Annotated in this window: 25 protein-coding genes; 6 read left to right on the top strand and 19 right to left on the bottom strand. The window is 69.9% G+C overall.

The genetic code is table 11. The annotated features are described in order from the left end of the window. Positions 1-111: 111 nt before the first annotated feature. The 9 genes from ACFY1L_RS37565 to sigJ form a co-directional block, all read right to left on the bottom strand. Positions 112-786, bottom strand: coding sequence for a DUF6084 family protein (locus tag ACFY1L_RS37565; protein WP_388834778.1), 675 nt, complete (start codon positions 784-786; stop codon positions 112-114). Then, positions 783-1415, bottom strand: coding sequence for a DUF5947 family protein (locus tag ACFY1L_RS37570; RefSeq protein WP_388834781.1), 633 nt, complete (start codon positions 1413-1415; stop codon positions 783-785). Before ACFY1L_RS37570 ends, ACFY1L_RS37565 begins: the two co-directional genes overlap by 4 nt. After that, positions 1412-1906 (bottom strand): hypothetical protein, encoded by a 495-nt coding sequence (locus tag ACFY1L_RS37575; protein ID WP_388834784.1) that lies wholly within the window; start codon positions 1904-1906, stop codon positions 1412-1414. The genes ACFY1L_RS37570 and ACFY1L_RS37575 overlap by 4 nt, the downstream gene beginning before the upstream one ends. Beyond that, a complete protein-coding gene (locus ACFY1L_RS37580; RefSeq protein ID WP_388834787.1) occupies positions 1903-3687 on the bottom strand; it encodes a nickel-dependent hydrogenase large subunit in 1785 nt (594 codons plus the stop codon). Before ACFY1L_RS37580 ends, ACFY1L_RS37575 begins: the two co-directional genes overlap by 4 nt. An 83-nt stretch (positions 3688-3770) precedes the next feature. Further along, positions 3771-4859: a hydrogenase expression protein HypE gene (locus ACFY1L_RS37585; RefSeq protein WP_388834790.1), complete on the bottom strand. Its 1089-nt coding sequence runs from the start codon at positions 4857-4859 to the stop codon at positions 3771-3773. A 63-nt stretch (positions 4860-4922) separates the two neighbouring features. After that, positions 4923-6704, bottom strand: a complete 1782-nt coding sequence (locus ACFY1L_RS37590; protein WP_388835582.1) for a hydrogenase maturation protein — start codon at positions 6702-6704, stop codon at positions 4923-4925. A 196-nt stretch (positions 6705-6900) separates the two neighbouring features. Next, positions 6901-7158 (bottom strand): hypothetical protein, encoded by a 258-nt coding sequence (locus ACFY1L_RS37595; RefSeq protein WP_388834793.1) that lies wholly within the window; start codon positions 7156-7158, stop codon positions 6901-6903. After that, a complete protein-coding gene (locus tag ACFY1L_RS37600) occupies positions 7145-7459 on the bottom strand; it encodes a DUF6400 family protein (RefSeq protein ID WP_388834797.1) in 315 nt (104 codons plus the stop codon). Before ACFY1L_RS37600 ends, ACFY1L_RS37595 begins: the two co-directional genes overlap by 14 nt. A gap of 166 nt (positions 7460-7625) precedes the next feature. Next, positions 7626-8576 carry an RNA polymerase sigma factor SigJ gene (sigJ, locus tag ACFY1L_RS37605; protein WP_388834800.1) on the bottom strand — a complete coding sequence of 317 codons (951 nt, stop codon included), beginning with the start codon at positions 8574-8576 and terminating at the stop codon, positions 7626-7628. A 173-nt stretch (positions 8577-8749) separates the two neighbouring features. Between sigJ and ACFY1L_RS37610 the strand changes: the two genes are divergently transcribed. Next, positions 8750-9157 carry a hypothetical protein gene (locus ACFY1L_RS37610; RefSeq protein ID WP_388834803.1) on the top strand — a complete coding sequence of 136 codons (408 nt, stop codon included), beginning with the start codon at positions 8750-8752 and terminating at the stop codon, positions 9155-9157. 261 nt (positions 9158-9418) lie between these two features. Here the strand turns inward: ACFY1L_RS37610 and ACFY1L_RS37615 are convergent, their stop codons facing one another. After that, positions 9419-10180 (bottom strand): ATP-binding cassette domain-containing protein, encoded by a 762-nt coding sequence (locus ACFY1L_RS37615; protein WP_388834806.1) that lies wholly within the window; start codon positions 10178-10180, stop codon positions 9419-9421. Positions 10181-10617: 437 nt separating this feature from the next. Here ACFY1L_RS37615 and ACFY1L_RS37620 point away from each other — a divergent pair, with 437 nt between their 5' ends. The 3 genes from ACFY1L_RS37620 to ACFY1L_RS37630 all read left to right on the top strand — a co-directional run bounded on the left by ACFY1L_RS37620 (position 10618) and on the right by ACFY1L_RS37630 (position 14088). Further along, positions 10618-11496, top strand: a complete 879-nt coding sequence (locus tag ACFY1L_RS37620; RefSeq protein ID WP_388834809.1) for a substrate-binding domain-containing protein — start codon at positions 10618-10620, stop codon at positions 11494-11496. A gap of 40 nt (positions 11497-11536) precedes the next feature. Beyond that, positions 11537-12550 carry an ABC transporter permease gene (locus ACFY1L_RS37625; RefSeq protein ID WP_388834812.1) on the top strand — a complete coding sequence of 338 codons (1014 nt, stop codon included), beginning with the start codon at positions 11537-11539 and terminating at the stop codon, positions 12548-12550. A 197-nt stretch (positions 12551-12747) separates the two neighbouring features. Then, positions 12748-14088: a jacalin-like lectin gene (locus ACFY1L_RS37630; protein ID WP_388834815.1), complete on the top strand. Its 1341-nt coding sequence runs from the start codon at positions 12748-12750 to the stop codon at positions 14086-14088. Between the two features lie 53 nt (positions 14089-14141). Here the strand turns inward: ACFY1L_RS37630 and ACFY1L_RS37635 are convergent, their stop codons facing one another. Then, positions 14142-14912 carry an SDR family NAD(P)-dependent oxidoreductase gene (locus ACFY1L_RS37635; RefSeq protein WP_388834822.1) on the bottom strand — a complete coding sequence of 257 codons (771 nt, stop codon included), beginning with the start codon at positions 14910-14912 and terminating at the stop codon, positions 14142-14144. Positions 14913-14997: 85 nt separating this feature from the next. On the opposite strand from ACFY1L_RS37635, the gene ACFY1L_RS37640 reads away from it, so the two are divergent. Beyond that, a complete protein-coding gene (locus tag ACFY1L_RS37640) occupies positions 14998-15639 on the top strand; it encodes a TetR/AcrR family transcriptional regulator (RefSeq protein WP_388834825.1) in 642 nt (213 codons plus the stop codon). 96 nt (positions 15640-15735) lie between these two features. Here the strand turns inward: ACFY1L_RS37640 and ACFY1L_RS37645 are convergent, their stop codons facing one another. After that, the gene (locus ACFY1L_RS37645) at positions 15736-16020 is read right to left on the bottom strand and encodes a hypothetical protein (RefSeq protein ID WP_388834828.1); all 285 of its coding nucleotides are present in this window, start codon (positions 16018-16020) and stop codon (positions 15736-15738) included. Further along, on the bottom strand, positions 16017-16835 hold the full coding sequence (locus ACFY1L_RS37650) for a phytanoyl-CoA dioxygenase family protein (RefSeq protein ID WP_388834831.1): 819 nt from the start codon (positions 16833-16835) through the stop codon (positions 16017-16019). Before ACFY1L_RS37650 ends, ACFY1L_RS37645 begins: the two co-directional genes overlap by 4 nt. 70 nt (positions 16836-16905) lie before the next feature. On the opposite strand from ACFY1L_RS37650, the gene ACFY1L_RS37655 reads away from it, so the two are divergent. Beyond that, on the top strand, positions 16906-17691 hold the full coding sequence (locus ACFY1L_RS37655) for a helix-turn-helix domain-containing protein (RefSeq protein ID WP_388834834.1): 786 nt from the start codon (positions 16906-16908) through the stop codon (positions 17689-17691). A 30-nt stretch (positions 17692-17721) separates the two neighbouring features. On the opposite strand, the gene ACFY1L_RS37660 is transcribed toward ACFY1L_RS37655, so the two are convergent. From ACFY1L_RS37660 to ACFY1L_RS37685, 6 genes are read right to left on the bottom strand one after another with little or no spacing between them, the layout of a single operon-like run. Then, complete coding sequence (locus ACFY1L_RS37660) at positions 17722-18054, bottom strand: 4Fe-4S binding protein (RefSeq protein WP_388834836.1); 333 nt, start codon at positions 18052-18054, stop codon at positions 17722-17724. Then, the gene (locus tag ACFY1L_RS37665) at positions 18051-19655 is read right to left on the bottom strand and encodes an FAD-dependent oxidoreductase (RefSeq protein WP_388834839.1); all 1605 of its coding nucleotides are present in this window, start codon (positions 19653-19655) and stop codon (positions 18051-18053) included. The genes ACFY1L_RS37660 and ACFY1L_RS37665 overlap by 4 nt, the downstream gene beginning before the upstream one ends. A 36-nt stretch (positions 19656-19691) precedes the next feature. After that, positions 19692-20507 carry an ABC transporter permease gene (locus ACFY1L_RS37670; RefSeq protein WP_388834842.1) on the bottom strand — a complete coding sequence of 272 codons (816 nt, stop codon included), beginning with the start codon at positions 20505-20507 and terminating at the stop codon, positions 19692-19694. Next, the gene (locus tag ACFY1L_RS37675; protein WP_388834845.1) at positions 20504-21250 is read right to left on the bottom strand and encodes an ABC transporter ATP-binding protein; all 747 of its coding nucleotides are present in this window, start codon (positions 21248-21250) and stop codon (positions 20504-20506) included. The genes ACFY1L_RS37670 and ACFY1L_RS37675 overlap by 4 nt, the downstream gene beginning before the upstream one ends. Then, positions 21243-22538, bottom strand: coding sequence for an LLM class flavin-dependent oxidoreductase (locus ACFY1L_RS37680; protein WP_388835585.1), 1296 nt, complete (start codon positions 22536-22538; stop codon positions 21243-21245). The genes ACFY1L_RS37675 and ACFY1L_RS37680 overlap by 8 nt, the downstream gene beginning before the upstream one ends. A gap of 38 nt (positions 22539-22576) precedes the next feature. Then, positions 22577-23632 (bottom strand): aliphatic sulfonate ABC transporter substrate-binding protein, encoded by a 1056-nt coding sequence (locus ACFY1L_RS37685; protein ID WP_388834848.1) that lies wholly within the window; start codon positions 23630-23632, stop codon positions 22577-22579. Positions 23633-23666: the final 34 nt, after the last annotated feature.

Consider the following 23666-nt stretch of genomic DNA (forward strand, 5'->3'; position numbering starts at 1 on the left):
GGGGCAGCAACGGCTCGATCAACGCCCACAGTTCATCCGACACGATCCAAGGCCGTGACTGTCGCTTTCCCACGACCAGACCAACGAGCGGGCAAACCAACAGTCACATGATCAACAACTTCTGTTAGGACCTCTAAGCGGGTCGTGCGCGGGCAACTCGGCCCTGTCCAGGTCCAGCAGCGCCTGGACCGTCGCCTCCCAGGAGGGCAGGGCGTGCCGGGAGCGGTAGGCGAGGAGGGCGTCCATGGTGTCGTGGGGCAGCCGGATCCAGCCGCAGCCCGGGAAGTGCTGCTCGACCATCGCCCGCCAGGTGGTGACCGGCATGCGGAAGGCCGCCTCCCGGTCCCAGGGGACGGGCTCCACCTGGAAGCCGCCGGTGCCGGTGAAGGCCGTACCGGAGAACAGCATCAGCAGCGGGACCTCGCCGTCGGTGAGGGCGTCGAGGTAGCGGGTGGCGGCGATGTCCATGTCGTAGGTGCAGGGCACGACGAGGTCGGCCTCGGTCTCGCCGGTGAACGCCGGGACCATGAACGGCACTTGGGCGAACTGCACCGGGTGCAGGGTGCTGCCCCAGCGGGAGCGCTCACCGAAGAGGTCGCTCAACCCGTGGGCCTCGGCGGACCCGTAGGTGCGGCGGGCGGGTTCGATGCGGATCTGGCAGCGCAGCGCGAGGGCGTGCACGGGCGTGTCGCCGGAGGCGGTGACCCGCAGCCGGAAGACGAGGGTCGGTCCGGCGGCGTAGCGGTCGGCGCGGACGCCGGTGCAGGTGAAGGAGAACTCGGTCACGGGCGCCCCGCCCCGTCCACCGGCCGGGCGCGGCGCCGGACGTCCGCGAAGAACGCGTCGAGTGCGGCGCGGGCCTCGGCCCCGCCGTCGAAGCCCTGCCACAACAGGCGCATGCGGCCGACGAGTTCGTAGCAGATGTCGATCGGTACGAGGTGGCACTCGAAGGCGCCGTCGGTGCGGCGCAGGAGCAGTGCCTCCACGTCCGGTTCGAGGAGTTCGGCCAGGGGGCTGCCGCCGAGGACCTCGGTCCAGGTGGCCGGGTCGAGTTCGCTCTCGGTGGCGCCCGCCGGGCTGGGGTAGAGGGCGACCAGCCGGTCGAGGGCGGCGTTGCGGAAGAAGAAGGCGACGCCGACCGGGATCTGCAGCGCCTCCCACGCCCGCTCGTCGAGGCGGTGGCCGGGGTCGGTGAGGTAGCGGGCCGGGACCGCGCGGAAGCGGCCCGCGGCGGCGCCCGGCTGCTGCATCAGCAGCGCGCAGGGGGTGCAGGCGCACACGAGGGCGCGTTTCTCGGTGTCGACCAGGTGGCGGTGGTCGGCCTCGGGCACGGCCACCGCGCACAGTTCGCACCGCTCGGGCCGGGGCGGACGCTCGGTGAGGAACCGGCGCAGACCGGCGGCGGGCGCGGTCACCGGGTCTTCGTCCCGATCTGCAGCAGGGCCGGCGCCTGCTGCAGTTCGACCGTCCTTACCTCCGGCGCGAAGCAGGCCAGCGCCGCTTCCACGGCTTCCTGACCGCCGGACCCGCAGCCGCAGCCGCCGCCCCCGGCGGTCCGCAGAGTCAGGGTGCCGCTGTCCTCGTCGAAGCCGGCGACCTCCAGGTCCTGGTCACGGACACCGTCCAGGGCCCGGGCGATACGGGTGTCGCGGTCCTCGGGGTGCAGGTCGTGCAGGACGAGCAGGCTCGCGACCAGTTCGTCGCCCAGGAGATCTGCCGCCGGTTCGCCGGGTGCGGCGGACAGGAGGTGGAGGATGCGGGCGAGGCCGGAGCCGTAGAAGTCCATGAGGGAGCGGACGAGTTCCTCGGCGGCCGCGGCGGCGGCCGGTTCGCCGCTCGCGGCCAACCGGTCGAGGACTTCCTCGACCCGGCGCCCGGTCTGCTCCGCCGAGACTGCCGCGCTCATCCGCCCAGTCCGCTCAGGCCGGTGGGCACGTGCATCGACTTCACCGTCTTGCCGCCGCCGACGTACATGTGGACGCCGCAGGGCAGACAGGGGTCGAAGCTGCGGACGGCGCGCATGATGTCGATGCCCTTGAAGTTCTCCGGGGGGTTCTCCTCGAAGATGGGCGTGTTCTGCACGGCGTCCTCGTAGGGGCCCGGGGTGCCGTAGGAGTCGCGGACGCTGGCGTTCCACGGGGTGGGCGGGTACGGGTGGTAGTTGGCGATCTTGCCGTCGCGGATCACCATGTGGTGGGAGAGGACGCCTCGGACCGCCTCGGTGAAGCCGACGCCGATGCTCTCCTCCGGGACCTCGAACTTCTCCCAGGTCTGGGTGCGTCCGGCGCGGACCTCCTCCAGGCCCTTCTCCGCGCAGTGCAGCGCCACGGCGGCGGAGTACGCCTGGAAGTAGGTGCGGGCGCGGTTGCGCTCCAGCGCGTTGGACCACTGCGGGATCTTCCACTCGAAGGTGGTCTCCGGCTTGGTCATGGTGCGGGGCAGGTTGATGACCACGCTGTGGCCGGTGGCCTTGACGTAGCCGATGTCGACGAGCCCGGACAGGGCGGTGGACCACAGGCGGGCGATGGGACCGCCGCCGGTGTCCAGGGCGAGGTGGTCCTTGCCGTCGAACCAGCGCGGCGACATGACCCAGCTGTACTTGTCGTCGAAGTCCCGCTTCTGCGGGGCGGGGATGGTGTGCTGGTTCCACGGGTGGCGCGGGTCCACCGGGTTGCCGAGGGGGTCGTGGGTGACGAACTGTTCCTGGCCCTGCCAGTCCTCGTAGTAGGAGCTGCCGAGCAGGATGCGGATGCCGAGGTTGATCTCGGTGAGGTCGTTGGTGACGAGCTTGCCGTCGACGATGATGCCGGGGGTGACGAACATGCGTCGGCCCCAGTCGGTCATGTTGGCGTAGGTGAAGTCGCAGTACTCGGGGTCGTTGAGCGCTCCCCAGCAGCCGAGCAGGACACGCCGGCGGCCCACTTCCTCGTACCCGGGCAGCGCCTCGTAGAAGAAGTCGAACAGGTCGTCGTGCAGGGGCACGACGCGCTTCATGAACTCCACGTAGCGCATCAGGCGGCTGAGGTAGTCCGTGAAGAGCTGCACGGAGGCGACCGTGCCGACGCCGCCCGGGTAGAGCGTGGAGGGGTGCACATGGCGGCCCTCCATCAGGCAGAACATCTCCCGCGTGTACCGGCTGACCTGGAGGGCCTCGCGGTAGAACTCGCCCTCCAGCGGGTTGAGCGAGCGCATGATGTCGGCGATGGTGCGGTAACCGTGCTCCGCGGCGTGCGGGGCCTCGGTGCGTTCGGCGAGTTCGAGGACGCCGGGGTTGGTCTCCTTGACCATCTTCTCGCAGTAGTCGACCCCGACCAGGTTCTCCTGGAAGATGTTGTGGTCGAACATGTACTCCGCGGACTCACCGAGGTTGATGATCCACTCACCGAGGTGCGGGGGCTTCACGCCGTACGCCATGTTCTGCGCGTACACCGAGCAGGTGGCGTGGTTGTCACCGCAGATGCCGCAGATGCGGCTGGTGATGAAGTGGGCGTCGCGGGGGTCCTTGCCACGCATGAAGACGCTGTAGCCGCGGAAGACCGACGAGGTGCTGTAGCACTCCGCGACCCGCTTCTGCTTGAAGTCGATCTTGGTGTGGATGCCCAGACTGCCCACGATCCGGGTGATCGGGTCCCAGGCCATCTCCACCAGGCCACTGCCGTCGCCGGCCGCCTTCGTCGTCGGTGCCATCTGAGTGTCGTGCCCTTCGTTGCGCGGTCGGATCATGTGGGGGGAATGCGCGAAGCGGGGTGCGGATTACGTGCGGCGGATGTTCACCACGGGGGCCGGTATCCGGTGGTGATCTTTTCTCCGGTACGGCGCCACTTGGGCTCCTTGTCCACCGTCCTGGCCGTGATGTCCCTCAGCCTGCGGACCACGGCGCCGTAGACGGTGCTGCCCGTGCTGGACACCTTGGCGCCGGGGGGTTCGTCCATGAACGGCATGAACTTGTCGGGGAAGCCGGGCATGGTGCAGGCGATGCAGATGCCGCCGACGTTGGGGCAGCCGCCGATGCCGTTCATCCAGCCGCGCTTGGGCACGTTGCACTTCACCACCGGGCCCCAGCAGCCGATCTTGACCAGGCACTTCGGCGAGTCGTACGTCTCCGCGAACTCGCCCTGCTCGTAGTAGCCGGCCCGGTCGCAGCCCTCGTGCACGGTGGCCCCGAACAGCCAGGTCGGGCGCAGCTTGTCGTCCAGCGGGATCATCGGGGCGGCGCCGGTCGCCTGGTAGAGCAGATAGGTGAGCGTCTCGGAGAAGTTGTCGGGCTGGATCGGACAGCCGGGGACGCACACGATGGGGATGCCCGCGTGGGACTTCCAGTCCCAGCCGAGGTAGTCCGGCACGCCCATCGCGCCGGTCGGGTTGCCCGCCATGGCGTGGATGCCGCCGTAGGTGGCGCAGGTGCCGATGGCGACGACCGCAAGTGCCTTCGGGGCGAGCCGGTCGATCCACTCGCTGGTGGTGATCGGCTGGCCGGTCTCCGGGTTGTCGCCGAAGCCGCACCAGTAGCCCTCGGGCTTGATCGCCTCGTTGGGGACGGAGCCCTCGACGACCAGGACGAACGGGTCGATCTCGCCCCGCTCCCCCTTGAAGAACCACTCGATGAACGTGTCCGCGCCGCCCACCGGACCGCACTCGAAGTCGATGAGCGGCCAGTGCACGGCGATCTTCGGAAGACCCGGCAGCACACCGAGCACGATCTCCTCGATGCTGGGCTGCATGGCCGCCGTCAACGCGACCGAGTCGCCGTCGCAGCTCAGCCCCGCGTTGATCCAGAGAATGTGGATCGTGGGTGTCTCGTCGGCGGGCGCGCCGTCTGCGTCCGCAGCGCCGACCGTGTCCGGCGTCGCCTCAGTCATGGGGACCGCCTCCCGGGGAGGTAAGGGATGAAGGCCTGCATTTCGACCATCGTCTTCTTCGTATCAGCCGTTCGGCCGTGACGAGACGCCATCGGGGGCCGTTCCAGTGACATCCGTGGCCATGGGGATCGGACCGGTTTGCGCAACCGCCGCCGGACCGAGGTGCGGCGGGGTGCACGCCGGCCGCTCCTTGTGGACGAAGGAACGGCGCAGCGCGTGATACGGCGCGTCCGGGTCGTCGAAGGTCCGGCGCATCCGGGCCAGCTCCTGCTCGCGGAAGCCGGCCAGCGGGGTCGTACTCTCCAGCCGGTCCAGCTCCGTCTTCTTCGCGGTGATCCGTGACGCCGTCGCCGGAAGCGACGCCAGCCGCGCAGCCAGTCCGCCGACCTCCCGCGCGAACTCGTCAGGACGGCACTCGACCACCCGGTCGACGAGCCCGAGGCGCAGGGCGCCCGCCGAGCTCACCGGCAGTGCCTCACGCATGAGCCGTTCGGCCGTCGCGTCACCCACCCTGCGCCGCAGGGTGTGCGTCCAGTACTCCGAGCCGTACAGGCCCATCAGACGGTAATGGGGGTTCAGCACGGCGCCCGAGCGGCACCACACCTCGTCGGCCGCCAGGGCGAGCATCACCCCGCCCGCCGCGGCGTTGCCCGCCACCGCCGCGACCACCAGCCGGTCCGTCGTCGTCAGCACCGCCTCGACCAGATCGTCGATGGCGTTGATGTTCGCCCAGGACTCGGCGGCGGGGTCGTCGGCGGCCTCGATGACGTTGAGGTGGATCCCGTTGGAGAAGAAGTCCCGTTCACCGCCCAGCACCAGCACCGATGTGGGCCGCGCGCACGCTTCCCGGTAGGCGTCCAGCAGACGGCGGCACTGCTTCGTGCTCATGGCGCCGCCGGGGAAGGAGAACGACAGGAAGCCCACGTTCCCCTCCTCCCGGTAGCAGATGTCCGTCCAGGTGCGATGCCGCACCTCGGGCAACAGGGGCGGGGCGTTCTCGGGCAGCGGCGGCAGCCGGTCACCCAGCGCGAGCACGGCAGGCAGTTTGAACGTGGGCGGTCCGCCGGGCCGGCGCCGGGGCCGCAGTTCGGGGATCCACACGGCACCGTCCCTGGTGGCCCGGCACACCGCCCCGGCCCGGGTGGCGAGCAGCTTGCCCGGGCGGCCGCGCAACACGCTCTCGGGATGGCCGCCGTGCAGGTACCACTCACCGCCGAGCAGGACGTCCAGCACGCCGGGCTGCGAGTCCGCCGCTCTCAGCTTGCGCACGACGTCCTGTGTGGAGTCCTCGGCCCAGTCGATCCGCCGGACGCTCTGGTCGAGGTACGGGCGCGGCCGGAAACGGGGGTCGGCCGTGCCTGCCGCGTCCTGCCTGCGCGGTACGTAGGTGCCCCCGGCGAAGCGCTCCACCGCGAGCACGACGGCCTCGAGCGCGGCGTCGGCAATCTCGCCCCGGTACAGCTCGCTCTTGGACACCGGAGGAACCCGGCACGGGACACAGGCCCACACGTCACCGGCGTCCATCTCCCCGTCGGCCTGCAGGACGGTGACGCCCCACTGGTCGACACCCTCGTGAATCGCCCAGTCCAGGGAGGACGGTCCACGGTCGCCCACCGGCCCCGGGTGGACGACGAGGCAGGTGTGCGCCGCCCACACCTCCTCGGGAATCGCCGTCTTCAGCATCGGCGCCACGACGAGCTGCGGTGCATGGCGCCGCACGGCCTGCGCCAACGGGCTGCCGGGCAGGGCGAGTTCCACCGCAACGGTGTGGCCGCGGTCGCGCAGTTCGGCGTGAACGCGCTGGGTGAGACTGTTGAACGCGCTGGCTAGGAGCAGGATGTGCACGGCTGCCTCCGGGCGGACGAACGGCAGGCAGAAATGGCCGCCGACCGCGATCGTCGGCCAGGGCGGCCCGCCGTTCTCCGACGACATGACGGTGAGGTCATCCGAAAAGCGGGCGCCGCTCCGCCGTCCGGCCGCACCGGCCACGGCCCGCAGCGGCACCGACGACCCGGCTCACCGGATCAGCCGTTGTGAATGATCACCGTCGTCGCAGGCCGCTGGTGATGCGCTCCCACCGGGAACGGGTGGCACCGAAGTGGGTCTCGTGCGTCCAGATATGGGTGCACGAGCGGCATTGCAGGTGGAGCAGGCTGCCGACGTTGGAGAGCAGGTAGCGCCAATGCTCGGAGCAGGTGCGCTCCTGCTCGCAGGTGGCGCACCCGCGACGGTCGTCGCAGTTCGGGCAGGCCACCCAGGCGCGACGCCCGATGTCGGCCTGCGGGTCAAGCGGCAGCATCGCCGCCCCCTCTCCGCGGCAGCACACCGGCCGAGACGAGCTCGTCGTACACCCGCTGCTGCTCCGCGCTGAGGCCGGAGTACAGCAGCTCGTACGCCGCTTCCTCGCCGCGCAGCGCGGCGACGGGGTCCCAGTCGGGGCCGACGGCGTCCAGGACATGAGCGCGCCGGAGCATCTCGTGGGAGCTCAGGTCGACGTCGAAGTCCACCGTCGAATGGGCGCCGGGACGGTCCGCTGCAGGCCTGCTCGCTGCCGAGGAGTCGTCCGGTTCGCCAGGAAGGGCACGGCCATGGGGGGACATGCGGTCGAACGTAGGTAAGCGCTGGTCGCCGCGGCAAGAGCAGGTGGGAGAAGTCACAACAGGTCAGCGGCCCGGGACGGCCCGAGGCGGACTTGGAGCAGAAGACGGGAGCAGCCCGGCAGGACCGGATCCGGGCGCACGCGAGTACGGTCTGGAACTGTTGATCTCAGGTCTGGCCGCTCGCGGTCCACGCACGGAGTTTCTCCGGGTTGCGGACCGCCCAGATGCGGCTGATGCGGCCGCCGGTGATGTCGAACGCGGCCACGGTCACGGGGATGCCGGCGTGCTGGGCGACCAGGCCGGGCCGGCCGTTGACCGTCCGCTCCAGGAGCGACAGCCCGCGGGACACGCCCGCGATGTGGATCAGGTACTGAGCGATGCTCTTGGCGCCCTCGACCGGGCGCAGGACGGTGCCGACCAGGCCGCCGCCGTCGGCGCTCATCGTGGCGTCGGGGTCGAGGAGACCGACGAGGGCCTCGATGTCCCTGGCCTCCCAGGCCTCCTTGAAGTGCCGTACCAGACCGGCCTGTCCGGCTGCCGGAACCGCCGGAGTCCGCGCGGCGCGGATACGCCGGCGGCCCGAGGACGCCAGCTGCCGGCACGCGGCAGGTGTCCGGCCGAGGACCTCGGCGACCTCGGCGAAGGGGTAGCGGAAGACGTCGTGCAGGATGAACGCCACGCGTTCGGCCGGCGTCATCGACTCCAGTACGACGAGGAAGGCCATGTTCACCGACTCGTCGAGGGTGACCCAGTCGGCGGGGTCGGCCGGCTCGGTCCTGCCGACGGCCCGACTGCTGATCCACTCCGTACGGTCGGGCAGTGGCTCGGGTATCCAGGTGCCGACGTAGCGCTCGCGCCGGGCCCGCGCCGAGCCGAGCTGGTCCAGGCAGATGCGGCCGGTCACGGTCGTCAGCCAGGCGCCGGGCGAAGCGATGTCCTCCTGCTGGTGACACGACATCGCGTACCAGCGGGTGTAGGTCTCCTGCACGGCGTCCTCGGCCTCGGTCAGCGAACCGAGCAGCCGGTAGGCGAGATTGATCAGCCGGCGCCGCTCCCCGACGATCGCGCTCGGGTCCGGCTCGGAACGGTCGTGCACCGACTCGGACGAGGTGCTCATGATCGCGACCGCTCCCTGGTTCTTCTCGTCCGCTTCCGCTCTCGCCCCTTCGGCGAAACACCGCACCGGACCATGGGCCCGGGCACCCCGCCTGACGTTTCGCGGGCCTGTGTCGTCGAACCGTCAGGACACTACCGATCCAGGCGCCGCAAGGCAGAAGTGGGGGCCACGTCATGGCCGAACAGACGACGGCAGCACCGGGCAGATTCACGTTCCTGCACGTGGCGATCGCCTTGCAGACCTTGGCGCTCCTCTTTCAAGCGGTCACCGCCGGACTACTGCTGTCCTCGTCCCACAGCGAGGTGCTGCACAGCGTCGGAGCGCGCGTGATGTACGGCGCGTCGATGCTGTACGTGCTCGCCGCGATCCTGGCCTGGCGACCCGGCGGCGGTTCACCGCGCCCCATCCTGTACGCGTCGGGCTTCCTCGCACTCGCCTCGGTGCAGGTGGCCCTCGGCATCGCGCACATACCTGCGCTCCATGTCCCCTTGGGAGTCCTGATGTTCGGCCTGAGCGTGCTGGCGCTGGGTCGGGCCGTGTCCGGCGCCTCCGACGTCAACCGGATGCGACGCACCACGTGACGCTCACCAAGCGGTGAGGGGGCCCGCTGACCTGACGGTCGGCGGGGCCTCCACTCGCACACCGTTCGACGCCGAACCAAGCGGGGTCCGCACCCGGCAGTTCTGATCGAGCACCCGGCGAGGAACTCGGGCCGACGGCTGCGGGGCAGGACGGCCAGGCCGGCGGTACGACCTACCTGCACCGAGGAGCCCCGTGCCGATCCGGACGCGATCCGCAGCGTCTTCGAGCACGCCGCCTTGGCGCGGGCACTGCGGTGGGCATCAGGCATTGCTCGTGGCGCCGACGATGGCGGAGAAGATCCGGTCCTGTGGGGTGGTCGGCACATGGAAGAAGCCGTTGTTGCAGCCGAGCCGCAGGACCGCCGCCTCGTCCGCGACCGCCTTGACGTCTCCCAGGTTGTGGCTGATGAGGATCACTCCGATGCCCTGCTCGCGGAGCTCGTCGACGAGGTCCAGGACGTGGCCGGCCTGCGCGACGCCGAGCGCCGCGGTGGGCTCGTCGAGGAGGACGACCTTCGGGTGGCCGAGGAGCGCGCGGGAGATCGCGACGGTCTGGCGCTGGCCGGCGGACAGCGAAGAGATCGGAGCACGCACATCGGGGACGCGGATGCCCAGTGTGTCGAGCTGCCCGCGTGCCTCCCTGCGCATGCCGCCGTCGTCCATCAGCCGGAACAGGCGGCCCCGTACACCGGCGCACCGTCGCTCCCGCCCCAGGAAGAGGTTCTCGGCGACATCGAGGTCGTCGCACAGAGCCAGGTTCTGGTACACGGTCGCGATGCCCAGGCGCTGGGCGATCCGAGGGGTCCTGATCTGGACGACCCGGCCCTCCCACTCGATGACGCCCTTGTCGGCGGGGGCGACACCCGCGATGACCCTGATGAGGGTGGACTTGCCTGCACCGTTGTCACCCAGAAGAGCGACGACCTCGCCCTCGTGGACCGTCAGGTCGACGTCCTTGAGGGCTTGGACGGCACCGAAACGCTTGGAGATCCCGCGAAGGGCGAGGAGGGGCGGACCAGTCACGCGAACCTCCCTTCTCCGCGCGGCCGAGGTGACGCCGCACGGCTCCCCGCTCGCCATCTTTCGTCCCCGTCGGGACGGACGCAACGCAGGACGCAAGAAGCCCTCCGACCGACGCGACATCTCACGCCCGACGTCGGCACGCCCGGGAAATCAGATGAGGCCAACGAAGACGAGACTGAAGCGGCACAGTGCGATATGTATTAACAATCTGGACAAATGACGTAGATCGCAGAGGCATACACGACGCAGGACCCGGCCGGAGGAGGGTGTCACCGATGGCACACCACCACACCGTCCGCAAGCACAGCCGACCACGGCGTTCCCGACAAGGAGCGACGCTTCTCCTGGCGGGAGCAGTGCTGCTCGGCGCCGCCGCCTGTGCTGAAAGTCAGGACTCCGCGGGTGGCGACGGAAAACGGAAGGTCACGATCGGCCTGGTGACCAAGACCGAGACCAATCCGTACTTCGTGACCCTGCGCAAGGCCGCCGAGGCTGCGGCGAAGAAGAAGGACGCCAAGCTCATCGCCCTGTCCGGCAAGTTCGACGGCGACAACGAGGGCCAGGTCGCCGCGGTGGAGAGCCTCATCGCCCGCGATGTGGAGGGAATCCTGATCACACCGTCGAACACCACCGGGATTCTGGGCGCCATCGCGGAGGCCCGCCGGCAGGGCATCCTGGTGATCGCGCTGGACACCGCGACGGACCCGGAGGACGCGGCGAACGCCACGTACGCGACCGACAACTTCAAGGCCGGACGCCTCCAGGGCGCCTATGTCAGGGCCGTGCTCGCCGACCGGGCCCCCAAGCTGTTCATGCTCGACGGCACGGCGGGTTCCACGGTCAGCCAACAGCGCCACGACGGCTTCCTCAGGGGCTTCGGGATCAAGGACTCGTCACCGGCGATCCGCGGACGGGCGATCACCAACGGTGACCGCAATCAGGCGCAGACCGCGATGGAGAACCTGCTGCAGCGCACGAGCGACGTGAATTCGGTCTACACGATCAACGAACCGGTGGCCGACGGCGCCTACACGGCCCTCGCGGCACGCGGTCTCACCCGGAAGGTGACCGTCGGCTCCATCGACGGCGGCTGCGACGGTGTGCGCGACGTCAGATCCGGCAAGTACGCGGCCACCGTCATGCAGTTCCCGGTCAGGATGGCCGGCCTCGGGGTGGACGCGGTCACCGACTCGGCCAGGGACGGGAAGAAGCCGTCCGGCTTCACGGACACCGGCACGGTACTCATCACGGACAAGCCGGTGCGGGGACTTGCGTCGCGGAACACGAGCTGGGGACTTCAGCACTGCTGGGGGTGACCTTGTGGCGCCGACCGGGCGAAGGGATCAGTAGCGGATCATGAAATCTCCCGTCACCACCAGTCCCTCCGCCGACAGCGAGCCCGGCATTGCGCTGCGAGACGCCCTGCGGTACGCCCTGCGCACACCGACCGTCGGCCCCCTCACGGCCCTGGCCATCGCCGTTCTGGTCTTCTCTCTCACGACGGACACGTTCCTGACGCCGGAGAACCTCTCCCTGGTACTGCAGCAGTCCATCGTGATCGGCACGCTGGCACTGGGCCAGACCCTGATCATCCTGACCGCGGGCATCGACCTGGCGAACGGGGCCATCGCGGTCCTCGGCACACTCGTCATGGCCAAGCTCGTCTTCGAGGGGCACAGCCCCGCGGCGGCGCTGCTGCTCGGGCTGGCCGTGGCGACCTTCCTGGGGCTGGTCAACGGCCTGCTCGTGGCCCAGCTGGGCCTGCCCCCTTTCATCGTGACTCTGGGTGCGCTGACCGTCGCCTACGCCGTGGGCAGGCTCTACTCCGATTCCCGCAGCTATCCGGTGACCGCCGACCTGCTGGTCTTCTGGGGCAACGGCATCCATCTCGGCAGCGTCCTCGTCACCTGGGGGACGTTCCTGCTCGTGGGTCTGTACGCGTTCTTCTGGTACGTGCTCGCCAAGACGGCGTGGGGCCGGCACATCTACGCCGTCGGCAACGCACCGGAGTCCGCCCGCCTGACCGGCATCAACGTGCGGCGCACGATCCTGTCGGTCTACATCACCGCCGGTCTCCTCTACGGCATCGCCGCCTGGCAGGCCCTCGGCCGCATCCCCAACGCCGACCCGAACTCCTACCAGACGGCGAATCTGGAGAGCATCACGGCCGTCGTCATCGGCGGGACCAGCCTCTTCGGCGGCCGGGGAGGCGTCGCCGGAACGCTCATCGGAACGCTCATCGTCACCGTGCTCCGCTCGGGCCTCACCCAGGCGGGCATCGACAGCCTCTACCAGGACGTCGCAACCGGGACCCTCGTCGTCGTCACGGTCGCCGTCGACAAGGTTCTGCGCAGCGGCACCACGCGTTGACACCGATGCGCGATCGCTCATGGGCCGGGAGGGGCAGGATCCGTGCGGTGAATCCGCCACGGCGGACTCCCCAACGATCCGCGTACGGTCGGCGACTGCTTTTCGCAAGTGCGCCCAACCCCTCGACACGCCTGGGGTAACCAGCGGTAACTTGCTCCCACCGCAACCGCTTTCACTCCCCCAGGAGACACACCCCCATGCGAAGACTCCTCACCTACCTCGCGGCGGCGGCCGCCGCCCTCGGCGGGCTCACGGCGACCGCCCCGTCCGCGGCGGCCGCCGACTCGGGCACCTTCAGCGTGCTCAGCTACAACGTGGCCGGCCTGCCCGAGAGCCTCTCCAGCGCCCCGACACCGCGCGACACCAGCACCACGGCGATCGGCCAACGGATAGCCCCGTACGACATCGTCCATGTCGAGGAGGACTTCAACTACCACGCCTACCTCTACGCCGCCGACACCGCGCACGCCTACCGCACCCCCACCAGCGGCGGCGCCGGCATCGGCAGCGGCCTCAACACCCTGTCGAAGATCCCCTACGACGCGGACGACTTCGAGCGGGTGCACTGGAACTCCTGCCAGGTCGACTCGGGCGACTGCCTGACCCCCAAGGGCTTCACCTTCATGCGCGAGCGCCTGGCCGAGGGCGTGTACGTCGACTTCTACAACCTGCACACCAACGCCGGCACCAACGACGGCGACGAGGCCTCCCGCGCCGACAACCTCAACCAGCTCACCGACTTCATCAAGACCCACTCCGCGGGCAACGCCGTCGTGGTCATGGGCGACACCAACACCCGCTACACCCGCACCGCCGACACCATCGCCGAGTTCGGCGCGGCCAACGGGCTCACCGACGCCTGGGTCCAGCTGATCCGCGGCGGCAGCGCGCCGGCCAAGGGCAGCGACGCCCTGGTCTGCGACCAGTCCGGGGCCACCGTGCCCAACACGTGCGAGGTCGTCGACAAGGTCCTCTACCGAAGCAGCAAGCTCGTCTCGCTCAACGCCACGTCCTACAACAACGAGCACGCCAAGTTCCTCACCGACGACGGTCTGATGCTCTCCGACCACGACCCGATCACCGTCGGCTTCACCTGGTCCCGCAACGCCGCATTCCAGCTCAGCGACCAGTTCGGCGGCCCGCACGGCGACTACTACAACGACATCGACAGCGTGCCCGCCGGCGCCCGCGCCACCACCATCGCCCTGCGCTCCGGCTCCCGCGTCGACCAGCTGAGCCTCACCCTGGCGGGCGGCACGACGCTCGCCCACGGCGGCACCGGCGGCACCGCCTCCTCCCTTACCCTGGGCAGCAGCGAGTACGTGACGACCGCCCAGCTCTGCCAGGGCGAGTACAACGCCCACACCCGGATCTTCTACGCCAAGTTCACGACGAACCTGGGACGCACCCTGGCCGGCGGCACCACCACCTCCGACTGCGTCACCCGCACCGCACCCTCCGGCTGGCAGATCGCCGGATTCCACGGCCGCTCCGGCGACGAGGTCGACAAGATCGGCTTCATCTACACCCAGCGCTGACCGACTCGATCCCGGGGCGCGCCCCTGCGCCCCGGGGCGTGCCGGACGTGCCCCTACGCAGCGATGACGGCCACTCCCGTCCTGCCGCCGTCGACGTCCACCACGGTTCCGTGCACGAAGGCCGCTTCGTCGCTGGCCAGCCAGACCGCGGCATGGGCGATGGCGTCCGGTGTGCCGATGCCGCCGGCCGGGGTGCCCTTCATCATGATCTCGCCCGGATGGGGCTCGCCGCCTTCCGGGGCCGGCGGCAGGATCACGCCCGGGGAGACGGCGTTGACCCGCACGCCCAGCGGGCCGAACTCCGCGGCCCAGGCCCGCGTGAGCGTCTCCATGGCTCCCTTGGTGGAGCTGTAGAGCGCGCCGAGAGGAACGCCCAGGCGCGCGATCCACGAGCCGAGGTTGATGATCACCCCGCCGCCGGACTCGGTCATGGCCGGGACGACGGCGGCAGTGAGGAAGAACGGGGCCTTCACGTTCACTCCGTAGACCTGGTCGAACGTCTTCTCGTCGGTGGCGGTGGTGCCGGGCGCCGGGTAGACGCCGGCGTTGTTCACCAGGATGTCGATCCGGCCGCCCAAGATCTCCCAGGACCGGTCGGCCAGGTCGCGGGAGGCCTCCGCGCTGCCGTCGAGGTCCGCCGCCAGGAAATCGGCCCGGCCGCCGGATGCGCGGATCCCTTCGACGACCTGTGCCCCCCGTTCCCGATTGCGCCCGGACACGATGACGTGGGCTCCTTCGGCGGCGAACGCTTCGGCGATCGCCTGCCCGATGTTGCTGGTCGACCCGGTGACCAGTGCCGTCTTGTTCCGCAGTCGTTCGCTCATGACGTGATCTCCCCTGTGTCGCAACGTGCGGACCACTGTGCGTTGTAGAAAATGGACCGGCAAGTCCAGAACAGGAGGAGGAGAGATGCCGAACGCGCCGACCGCCAAGGGCCGCGCCACAGGGGCCCGCATCGTCGAGGGGGCGGCCGCGGTGTTGCGCGAGCAGGGTGTCGCCTTTGCGACGCTCGACGACATCCGCAGCCGCACAGGCACGAGCAAGAGCCAGCTCTTCCACTACTTCCCCGACGGCAAGGACGAACTGCTGCTGGCGGTGGCCCGGTTCGAGGCCGACCGCGTCCTGGAGGACCAGCAGCCGCACCTCGGACGCCTGGACTCGTGGGAGTCCTGGCAGCAGTGGCGGGACGTGGTGGTGGAACGTTATGAACTCCAGGGCGACCACTGCCCGTTGGGGTCGTTGTTCCTTCAGGTGGGCCGGTCCCGCCCTGGCGCCCGGGCGATCGTGACGGAGCTGATGCGTCAGTGGCAGGAGCAGCTCGCCCGCGGTATGCGCGCCCTTCAGGCGAACGGCCTGGTGGCGCCGTCCCTCGACGTGGACCGGACGGCCGCCGCACTGCTGGCGGGCATCCAGGGAGGCGTGGCCATCATGATGTCCACCGGCGACTCGACCCACCTCAGGGCGGCGCTCGACACCGGCATCGAACACCTCCGGGCGACGACCGCGGCTGCAGGGACGGCAGCGACCGAGGGCGAGCCTGCACAGGGCTGACGGCCCGGACATCACCATGCGGCCCGGCGCAGGCCGGTCAGCCGGCCGGCCGGCGGGGCCGCGTCGAGGCGAATGCCGGTGGCTCCAGGGGCCGACTCACACGGCCACGAGTCTCTCGAAGAAGAACTCGTGCTTGAGGAACGACGTCTCGTGTTCCGCCCCCGGGTACGGCGGGATGAGCTGGGCGGCCTGGATGAGACGCCAGCCGTCCTCCAGCGCGGCGACGCCTGTCTCGTACGGCGGTTGATCACTGTCCCCGGTGGTGGGTCGCGTCGCGCCGGTGCCGTCGTAGCGGGCCCATCCGATGACCGGGGAGTCGAGGGCGGACGTGCCCAGGTACAGGACGAGGACCTGCTGTCGCACGGTGTTCGAAATGGTCACGCGTGGCTCCTCTGCGCAGGTCGGTTGGAGATTCGGGTGGCCCAGTACTCGATGTCGAAGTCGGGGTCGGCGGACAGGAAGCGCCAGAGCCTGATCCGGTTGTGGATCTCCAACCGGCCGGTGGCGGGTTCGTACCAGGGGAAGGTGCGCCCCAACTCCTCATGCACAGCCGGGTCGTGCAGGTCCGCCGTGTCCCAGAGCCGTACCTGCGGCACGGTCGGATTGAAACGGATCTTGTACATGTGGCGGACGGTGTCGCTGTCGTTGCGCCGCCCTCCGTGCCAGATGCCGTGGTGCAGCAGGATGACCGTCCCGGCCGGGCAGGTCAGCCGGGTCTGCCCGCGCAGGTTCTGGTAGCGGCCGGTGTCCGACTCGTTGATCCGGCGCAGATGACTGCCCGGGACGATGAGCGTGCCGCCCATGTCCGCGGTGACCTCCTGCGGGTAGTACATGAGCTGCACGTCGAAGGCGTCGGTCCGCAGATCGATGAGGGCGTCGGCGTGCAGCGGTTGCGCACTGCCCTCGCGCGGCTCGCGGGTGTGCACATGGTGGTGATCGACGGTCGGATCCGGGCCCACCAGGCTCTCCAACGCGCCTGCGACGCCGGGGAGTTCGACGAGCCTTCTCGCGAAGGATCCCTCGGGGAACGCCTTCGGCACCGGGGTGCCGTACGGCACGGAGGGCAGCCCTGTGGCGAAGACGCCGAGCGCCTCCTCATTGAGTTCCCGGGGCACGATGCCGTCCAGGCGCAGGAAACCCTGTGCCACGAACCGCGCCACCTGAGCAGAACCCAGCAGTTGTCGTGTGGTTGGCATACGGCAACCGTAGATAGGAAGGGTCCACAAGTCGTGGGCTGTAATCAGCGAGCACTGGTAATTTTCCACCATGGTGCATTCCGTGGAGCTCGCTCTCGACCTGCCTCCGCAGGTGGAGAACGCGGGGGTGGGCGTACACGGGCACGCCGGCCCTCACGACGTGTTCCGGCTGCCGCGCCTGTGGCAGCTCCATCTGTACGGCTACTCCGGCACCCTGGAGTTCGGCGGCGTTCGGCACCCGATCCGCCCCGGGCACATCAGCCTCGTGCCGCCCGACACCGAGGTGCACTTCCACTACGACACCACGCCCTGTGAGCACCTGTACGCCCATTTCAGGCTGCCGGGCGAGGGTGAGCGGCGCCGCGTCCCGGTGATGCAGGACGCAGGCACGGACGCAACGGTGCTCAGTGCGCTGCTGCGGCAGACGGTCGCGGCCGGCACGCAGTCCCCGGCGCGGGCCGCCGCGGAACTGTGGACCGTGCTGTGGCGCACCACCGGACTGGCAGGTGCCTCCGCAGACCGTGCGGGGTACCGGCATCCCGCCCTGCGGGCGGCCATGGCCCATATCGAGGAGCACCTGGCCGACCCGCTGGGCGTCCCGGACATCGCTCGCGCCGCCGGGATCTCGCACACCCAACTCACGCGGTTGTTCCGCAAGGACACCGGGCTCACGGTCGTCGGCTACATCCGCCGCCGCCGCATGGAGCGCGCCCGACACCTCCTGATCGCCTCGACGCTCGCCATCCCGGCGATTGCTGCAACCGTCGGCATTCCCGACCTCCAGGCGTTCAACAAGACCTGCCGCAGGGAACTGGGCGCCTCACCACGAGCCGTCAGGCACTCAGGGCACCGATGAGGGCCTCGGTGACGTCCCCAGGGCCATGGTTCAGTCGGGGTACTCGGGCCCGACCGCCGTACGGGCGCCGAGAGCCCTTCCCCTGCCCCAGCCGAGTTCGCGACGGTACCCGCCGAGCTGGCCGGACTCCTCGAGCTCCCGTACATCATGGAATCGTGAACCCGGGGCAACCGCCGTCACCAGCGGCGCGACGAAGAGCGCGTCGGTGGGGCAGTACGCCTCGCACTGGAAGCAGGTCTGGCAGTTGTCCTGCCTCGCGATCACCGGGATTCCGTCGGGCCCTCGGTCGAACACGCGCGTCGGGCACACGTCAATGCACAGGTCGCATCCGATGCAGCGGTCCCGCTCGACGATCTCGATCATGCCGCTCGACCTCCTGACACGGCCGTAGCCTGCGGCACCGACTCGGGACGGCTCCAGACCGCGTCCAGACCGCCGGTGAGCAGTCGGTGGTGCTGGGCCGGGTCCTGCGCGGGCCGGTCGAGGCGCTTGTGCATGCCGCGCGACTCGGTTCGCTGCAGGGCCGCGTGGTACATCCAGCGGCCGTGCGCCACCATCGCGGCCGCCTCCCTGGCCCGGAACACGTCCTCGCCACTCGCCCCCAGCCCTTCGCGCACCGCCGACCACGTCGTGTGCAGCGAGCGCAGGGCCGGGGCCAGACGGTCCGGGTGGCGCAGGTAGTTGCGGTCGTACGGCAGCACCTGCCGCTGTACGTCGGCGACGACTTCGCGGTGGCCGACGGTGACCGCGCCGGTCGGGCGCAGGCCCGCCGTACCCACCGCCCGCAGCGCACGCCCCGGACGACCTCGCCGCGTGGCGAAGTCCGCGGCACCCCGGCCCGCCCAACTGCCGGACGAGGCCGCCCATGCGGCGTTGTGGCTGCCGCCTCCGGTGAAGCCGCCGCAGATCAGCTCGCGCGTGGCGGTGTCGCCGGCCGCGTACAGGCCGGGGACGTCGGTCGAGCAGTCGTAGTCGGCGATCCGCACCCCGCCGGTGCCGCGCACGGTGCCCTCGGCGAGCAGGGTGATCTCGAAGAGGTCGGTGAACGGGTCGATGCCGAGCCGGTCGAAGACCAGGAAGGTGTTGGGCTGGCCCTTGCGCATGGCCCGCTGGTCCTCCGGTGTGGCCCGGTCGAAGCGGGCGTATACCGGTTCGTTGAGGAGCGCCCGCGCGATCGCCGACCGGCCGCCCTTGCTGGCCGCGCCTTCGAGGACCGAGCCGTCGGCGCGGTAGAAGCTCGCCCAGGAGTAGTACGCCGTCTTGGTCAGTGACGTGCCCTTGGGAGCGATCGCGTAGGCGTTGGAGAACTCCATCCCTGACAGCCGCGCACCCGCCTCGACCGCCAGCAGCGCACCGTCCCCGGTGTTGACGTCGCAGCCGAGGGTCTTGGACTGGAACGCGCAGCCGCCGGCGGCGAGCACGACCGCGCCCGCCTCGATACGGACGGTCTCACCGGTCCTGCGGTCCAGCGCCCGTGCGCCCGACACGACTCCGTCGGCGTCGACGAGGAGTTCCAGCGCCGGGGTGTGGTCGAGGATGCGAACTCCCAGGCGCTGCACCCGAGTTCGCTGCCTGCGCATGTACTCCGGCCCCTGGAGGTCGTTGCGGATCTGGCGCCCATGGACATCGACGGGGAAGGGGTAGCGCTGCACCCGGGCGAGTTCGTCCATGCGGGCGTGGGTCTCGTCGAGGACGCGCGCCATCCAGTCCCGGTCGGCGAGGTAGCCGCCAAGACCCTCGCGGCTGGCCATGGCGGCCTCGCGCAGTTCCGGGTCATCGTCGACGTACCAGATGCCGGTGCCGACGGATGCGGTGGCGCCGCTCGCACCGGTGTAGCCCTTGTCGGCCAGGACGACATTGGCGCCGGCCTGCGCCGCCTTGATCGCGGCCCAGGTGCCTGCGGGGCCGCCGCCGATCACCAACACGTCGGTGGACAGGGTCTGTTCGGAATCGGTGCTCGTCATGGCGTGCGTTCCTTCCCGTGCCGGGAGATCAGGGGATCAGGGCTTGAGGCGGCCGGTGGCGAACATGGCGGCGGACCACGCCGAGAGCGCGGCGGCGAGGGCCCAGACCACGAGCAGGGCCCATACGGCGTCGACGTCGCCCTGGCCGAGGAAGCCGATCCGCTCGACCTGGACCAGCCAGAAGACCGGGTCGAGATGGCTCAGGACGGCCCAGACCGGCGGCAGTTGGTGGACCGAGTAGAAGACGCCGCCGAGGAAGCCCAGTGGCAGCAGGACGATCGACTCCATGGAGTAGACGTGGTCGAGGGACTTGGCGAGGCTCCCCGCGATCACGCCGACCTGCGCGGCGACCAGGAGGACGCCGAGGGTGCCGAAGAGGAGGACGAAGGGACGGGCGACGCCGGCGCTTCCGGTGAGCGGGAGGGCCACCGCCAGAACTCCCGCTCCCACGACGGCTCCTCGGGCGATTCCGCCGCTCACCAGCGCCGCGTTGATCTCCCACCAGCGCAGCGGGCTGGCGAACACGTCGTGGATGTACCGGTCGCGCCGCGCCTCGAACAGGCTGGTCGTCCCGTTGAAGAAGCCAACGTTGACGATCGCCTGCGCGAACAGGCCGGGCACGATGAAGCGGCCGTAGGAGACGCCGTCGATGGTGTCGACGTGCCCGCCGAGGGCCGAGCCGAAGACGACGACGAACAGCACGGTCGACAGCACCGGGCCGACGACGCTGTAGCGCCAGATGGTCAGGAAGCGGAGGATCTCCCGCTCCAACAGCCAGAGGAACGGGGAGCGTTCGGGCTTGAATGGTTCGTCGTACGACGGGAGGACCGCCGTGTCGGTGGTGCTGCTCATGCCACCTCCTCCCCCGTGATCACCCGGTCGTAGACCTCCGAGATGTCGCGTGCCGCGTAGCGGTCCCGCAGGGATGCCGCGGAGCCGCGGTCCACGATCCGGCCAGCCCGCAGCAGGGCGATCTCGTCGCACAAGGTCTCCGCCTCCTCCAGGTAGTGGGTGGTGAGCAGGACGGTGGTGCCGGCCGCGTTGAGGCCCTTGACCAGCCGCCATATCTCCGAGCGCAGCTCCACGTCGACGCCGGCCGTCGGCTCGTCGAGGATGAGCAGACGGGGGCGGTGCATGAGCGCCCGCGCGATGACGAGCCGGCGCTGCATGCCGCCGGACAGCTCGTAGGCGCGGGCGTCGGCCTTGGCGTCGAGGCGGAACACGCCGAGCAGTTCGTCGGCGCGCCGCACCGCCGCCCGTCGGCCGATGCCGTGGTATCCGGCGTGGTAGATGAGCATCTGGCGGATCGACAGGAACCGGTCGACGTTGATCTCCTGCTCGGCGAGGCCCAGCAGCCGCCGGGCCTCGCGGCTGCGGTGGTCGTGGCCGAAGACGGTGAGCGTGCCGGTGGTGGGCCGGACGATGTTGCACACCGAGCCGATGAGTGTGGTCTTGCCGGCGCCGTTGGGGCCGAGCAGTCCGAAGAAGGCCCCGTCGGGGATCTCCAGATCGAGCCCGGAGACGGCGGTGAAGCCGTCTCCGTACGTCTTGCTCAGCCCCTCGACGCGCAGGGCGGGCGGCTTGATGTCAGTCACCGGAGCGGTGGAACTGGTTGGCCGGTACCGGCAGCCCGTAGTGCTCGCGCAAGGTCGTGCCCTCGTACTCCTCCCGGAACAGGCCCTTGCCGCGCAGGATCGGCAGGACGTGCTCGATGAAGGCCTCCAGACCCGACGGCAGGGCCGGCGCCATGATGTTGAAGCCGTCCGCGGCACCGCCCTCGAACCAGCTGATGATCGCGTCCGCCACCTGCTCGGGCGTTCCGATGAACTCGAAGTGGCCGCGGCCGCCGCCAAGCCGCGAGATGATCTCGCGGACCGTCAGCTTCTCGCGTACGGCGAGCTCGATGATCAGGTCGGAGCGGCTCTGGGAGCCCTCCAGTTTGGGTCGAGCAAGGATGAAGTCCGGTAGTGGCGCGTCGAGTTGGAACACCGACGGCTCGGTCTCGAAGACCGCGGCGAGCTGGCGCAGCCCGTACTCCGGGACGCGCAGGTCGTCGAACTCCTTTGCCAGCGCCCGGGCTTCCTCCTCGGTGGAGCCGATGTAGGGGACGATGCCCGGCAGCACGATCACGCCGTCCGGGTCACGGCCCGCGGCCCTCGTCCTTGCCTTGATGTCGGCGTAGAAGTCGGCCGCGCGCTCGTACGTCCGGTGGGCGGTGAAGATCGCCTCGGCGTGCCGGGCCGCGAAGTCCTTGCCGTCCTCGGAGGAGCCGGCCTGGACGAGCAGCGGGTAACCCTGCGGCGGACGCTCGACGTTGAGCGGTCCGGCCACCGAGAAGTACCTGCCCCGGTGGTCGGGCCGGTGCAGCCGGGCCGGGTCGGCATAGCGACCTGTCGCCTTGTCGGCCACGACGGCCTCGGACTCCCAGCTGTCCCACAGCGCCTTGGCGATGTGCAGGAACTCGTCGGCCCGGGCGTACCGTTCGGCGTGGGCCGGGCGGTCGACGAGACCGAAGTTGGCTGCCTCGTCGGCGCCCGCCGAGGTGACGATGTTCCAGCCGGCCCGGCCGCCGCTGACGTGGTCGACGGAGGCGAGGCGACGGGCCAGGTTGTACGGCTCGTTGTACGTCGAGGACACGGTGGCGATGAGACCGATCCTGCTCGTCGCCTGGGACAGCGCGGTCAGCAGGGTGAGCGGCTCCAGCTGGCCCGGCGGGCGGAACTCGCCGGTGCCGATGAGCGCCGGGCCGTCGGCCAGGAACAGGGAGTCGAACTTGGCGCTCTCCGCCAACTGGGCGAGCCTGATCCAGTGTTGGAGGTCGAAGTCCGCCCGCGGGTTGCTGCGCGGGAGGCGCCAGGCGGCTTCGTGGTGGCCGGCCTCCATGAGGAAGGCGTTGAGGTGGAGTCTGCGTCTTCTGCCGCTCACTGCTCGACCTCCAGCTTCGAGCTGTCGTAGCCGGCCGGGAGGAGGTTGTCGGTGATCGACGCGACGTCGACCTTCTTGGTGATCTGGCCCGCCTCCAGGAAGGCGTCGGCGAGCTTCTGCTCCGCCGTTATGTCCGACTTCTCCACCGGGGTCACCCGGGTCTCGAAGGCCTTGAGGGACGCCTTGGCGTCGTCCAGGGGGATGCCCTCCTCCTTGGAGATGGCCTCGGCGTACTTGTCCTCGTGCTTGATCGCCCACGCGAACTCGTGGGCCAGGCGCTTGAGTACGTCCGTGAGGGCGGCCCGCTTGGTCTTGTCGTTCAGCGAACTCTCGCTCGCGACGTAGTAACTGCTGGTCTGGTCGATGGGCGGGAGGCCCTTCGCCAGGATCCGCGCTCCGTTCTTGACCGCGATCGCCGACTGGGGGTTCCAGATCGACCAGGCGTCCACCTTGCCGGTGTTGAAGGCCGTGGCGCCGGCCGCCGGGTCGAGGAAGACCAGCTTCACGTCCTTGGGGGTGAGGCCCACGCTCTTGAGGGCGTTCAGGGCCAGGCCGTGGGCCGAACTGCCCTGCGGCACCGCGAGCTTCTTGCCCTTGAGGTCCTTGAGCGACTTCAGCTTCGAGCCCTTGGGCACGATGATGTTCTCGTTCGCCTGGTCGGGCCTGAGCGAGCGGTTGACGGCGACGACCTTGAAGCCGTACTCCTTCGCGGCGCCGGTGATCGGCGGGACGTCGCCGACGCTGCCGAGGTCGATGTCGCCTGAGGCGGCCGCCTGGACGAGCGGCGGGCCGTAGGTGAAGCGGGCGAACTTGACCTTGTACGGCGCGTTGTCGAAGACGCCGGTGATCTTCGCGAGCTCCTCGCTGCCGTCACCGCCGTTGTCGCCGATGGTGAACGTGTACTTCTTCCACTCGGGGTGGCTGTCGGCGCTGGATCCGCTCGCGTTGCTCAGCGGTGCCGCCGCCTCCGACTCCGTTCCGCAGGCGGCGAGGGGACCCGCGAGGGCGAGCAGGCCGAGGGCGCCGACGATTCGGGAGGATCTTGTGGGCATGGGTTCTCACGTGCTTTCTGTGCGGTGGCGGAGA

The sequence above is a fragment of the Streptomyces sp. NPDC001663 genome, assembly GCF_042893105.1.
In the GTDB taxonomy this organism is placed as follows: Bacteria; Actinomycetota; Actinomycetes; order Streptomycetales; family Streptomycetaceae; genus Streptomyces.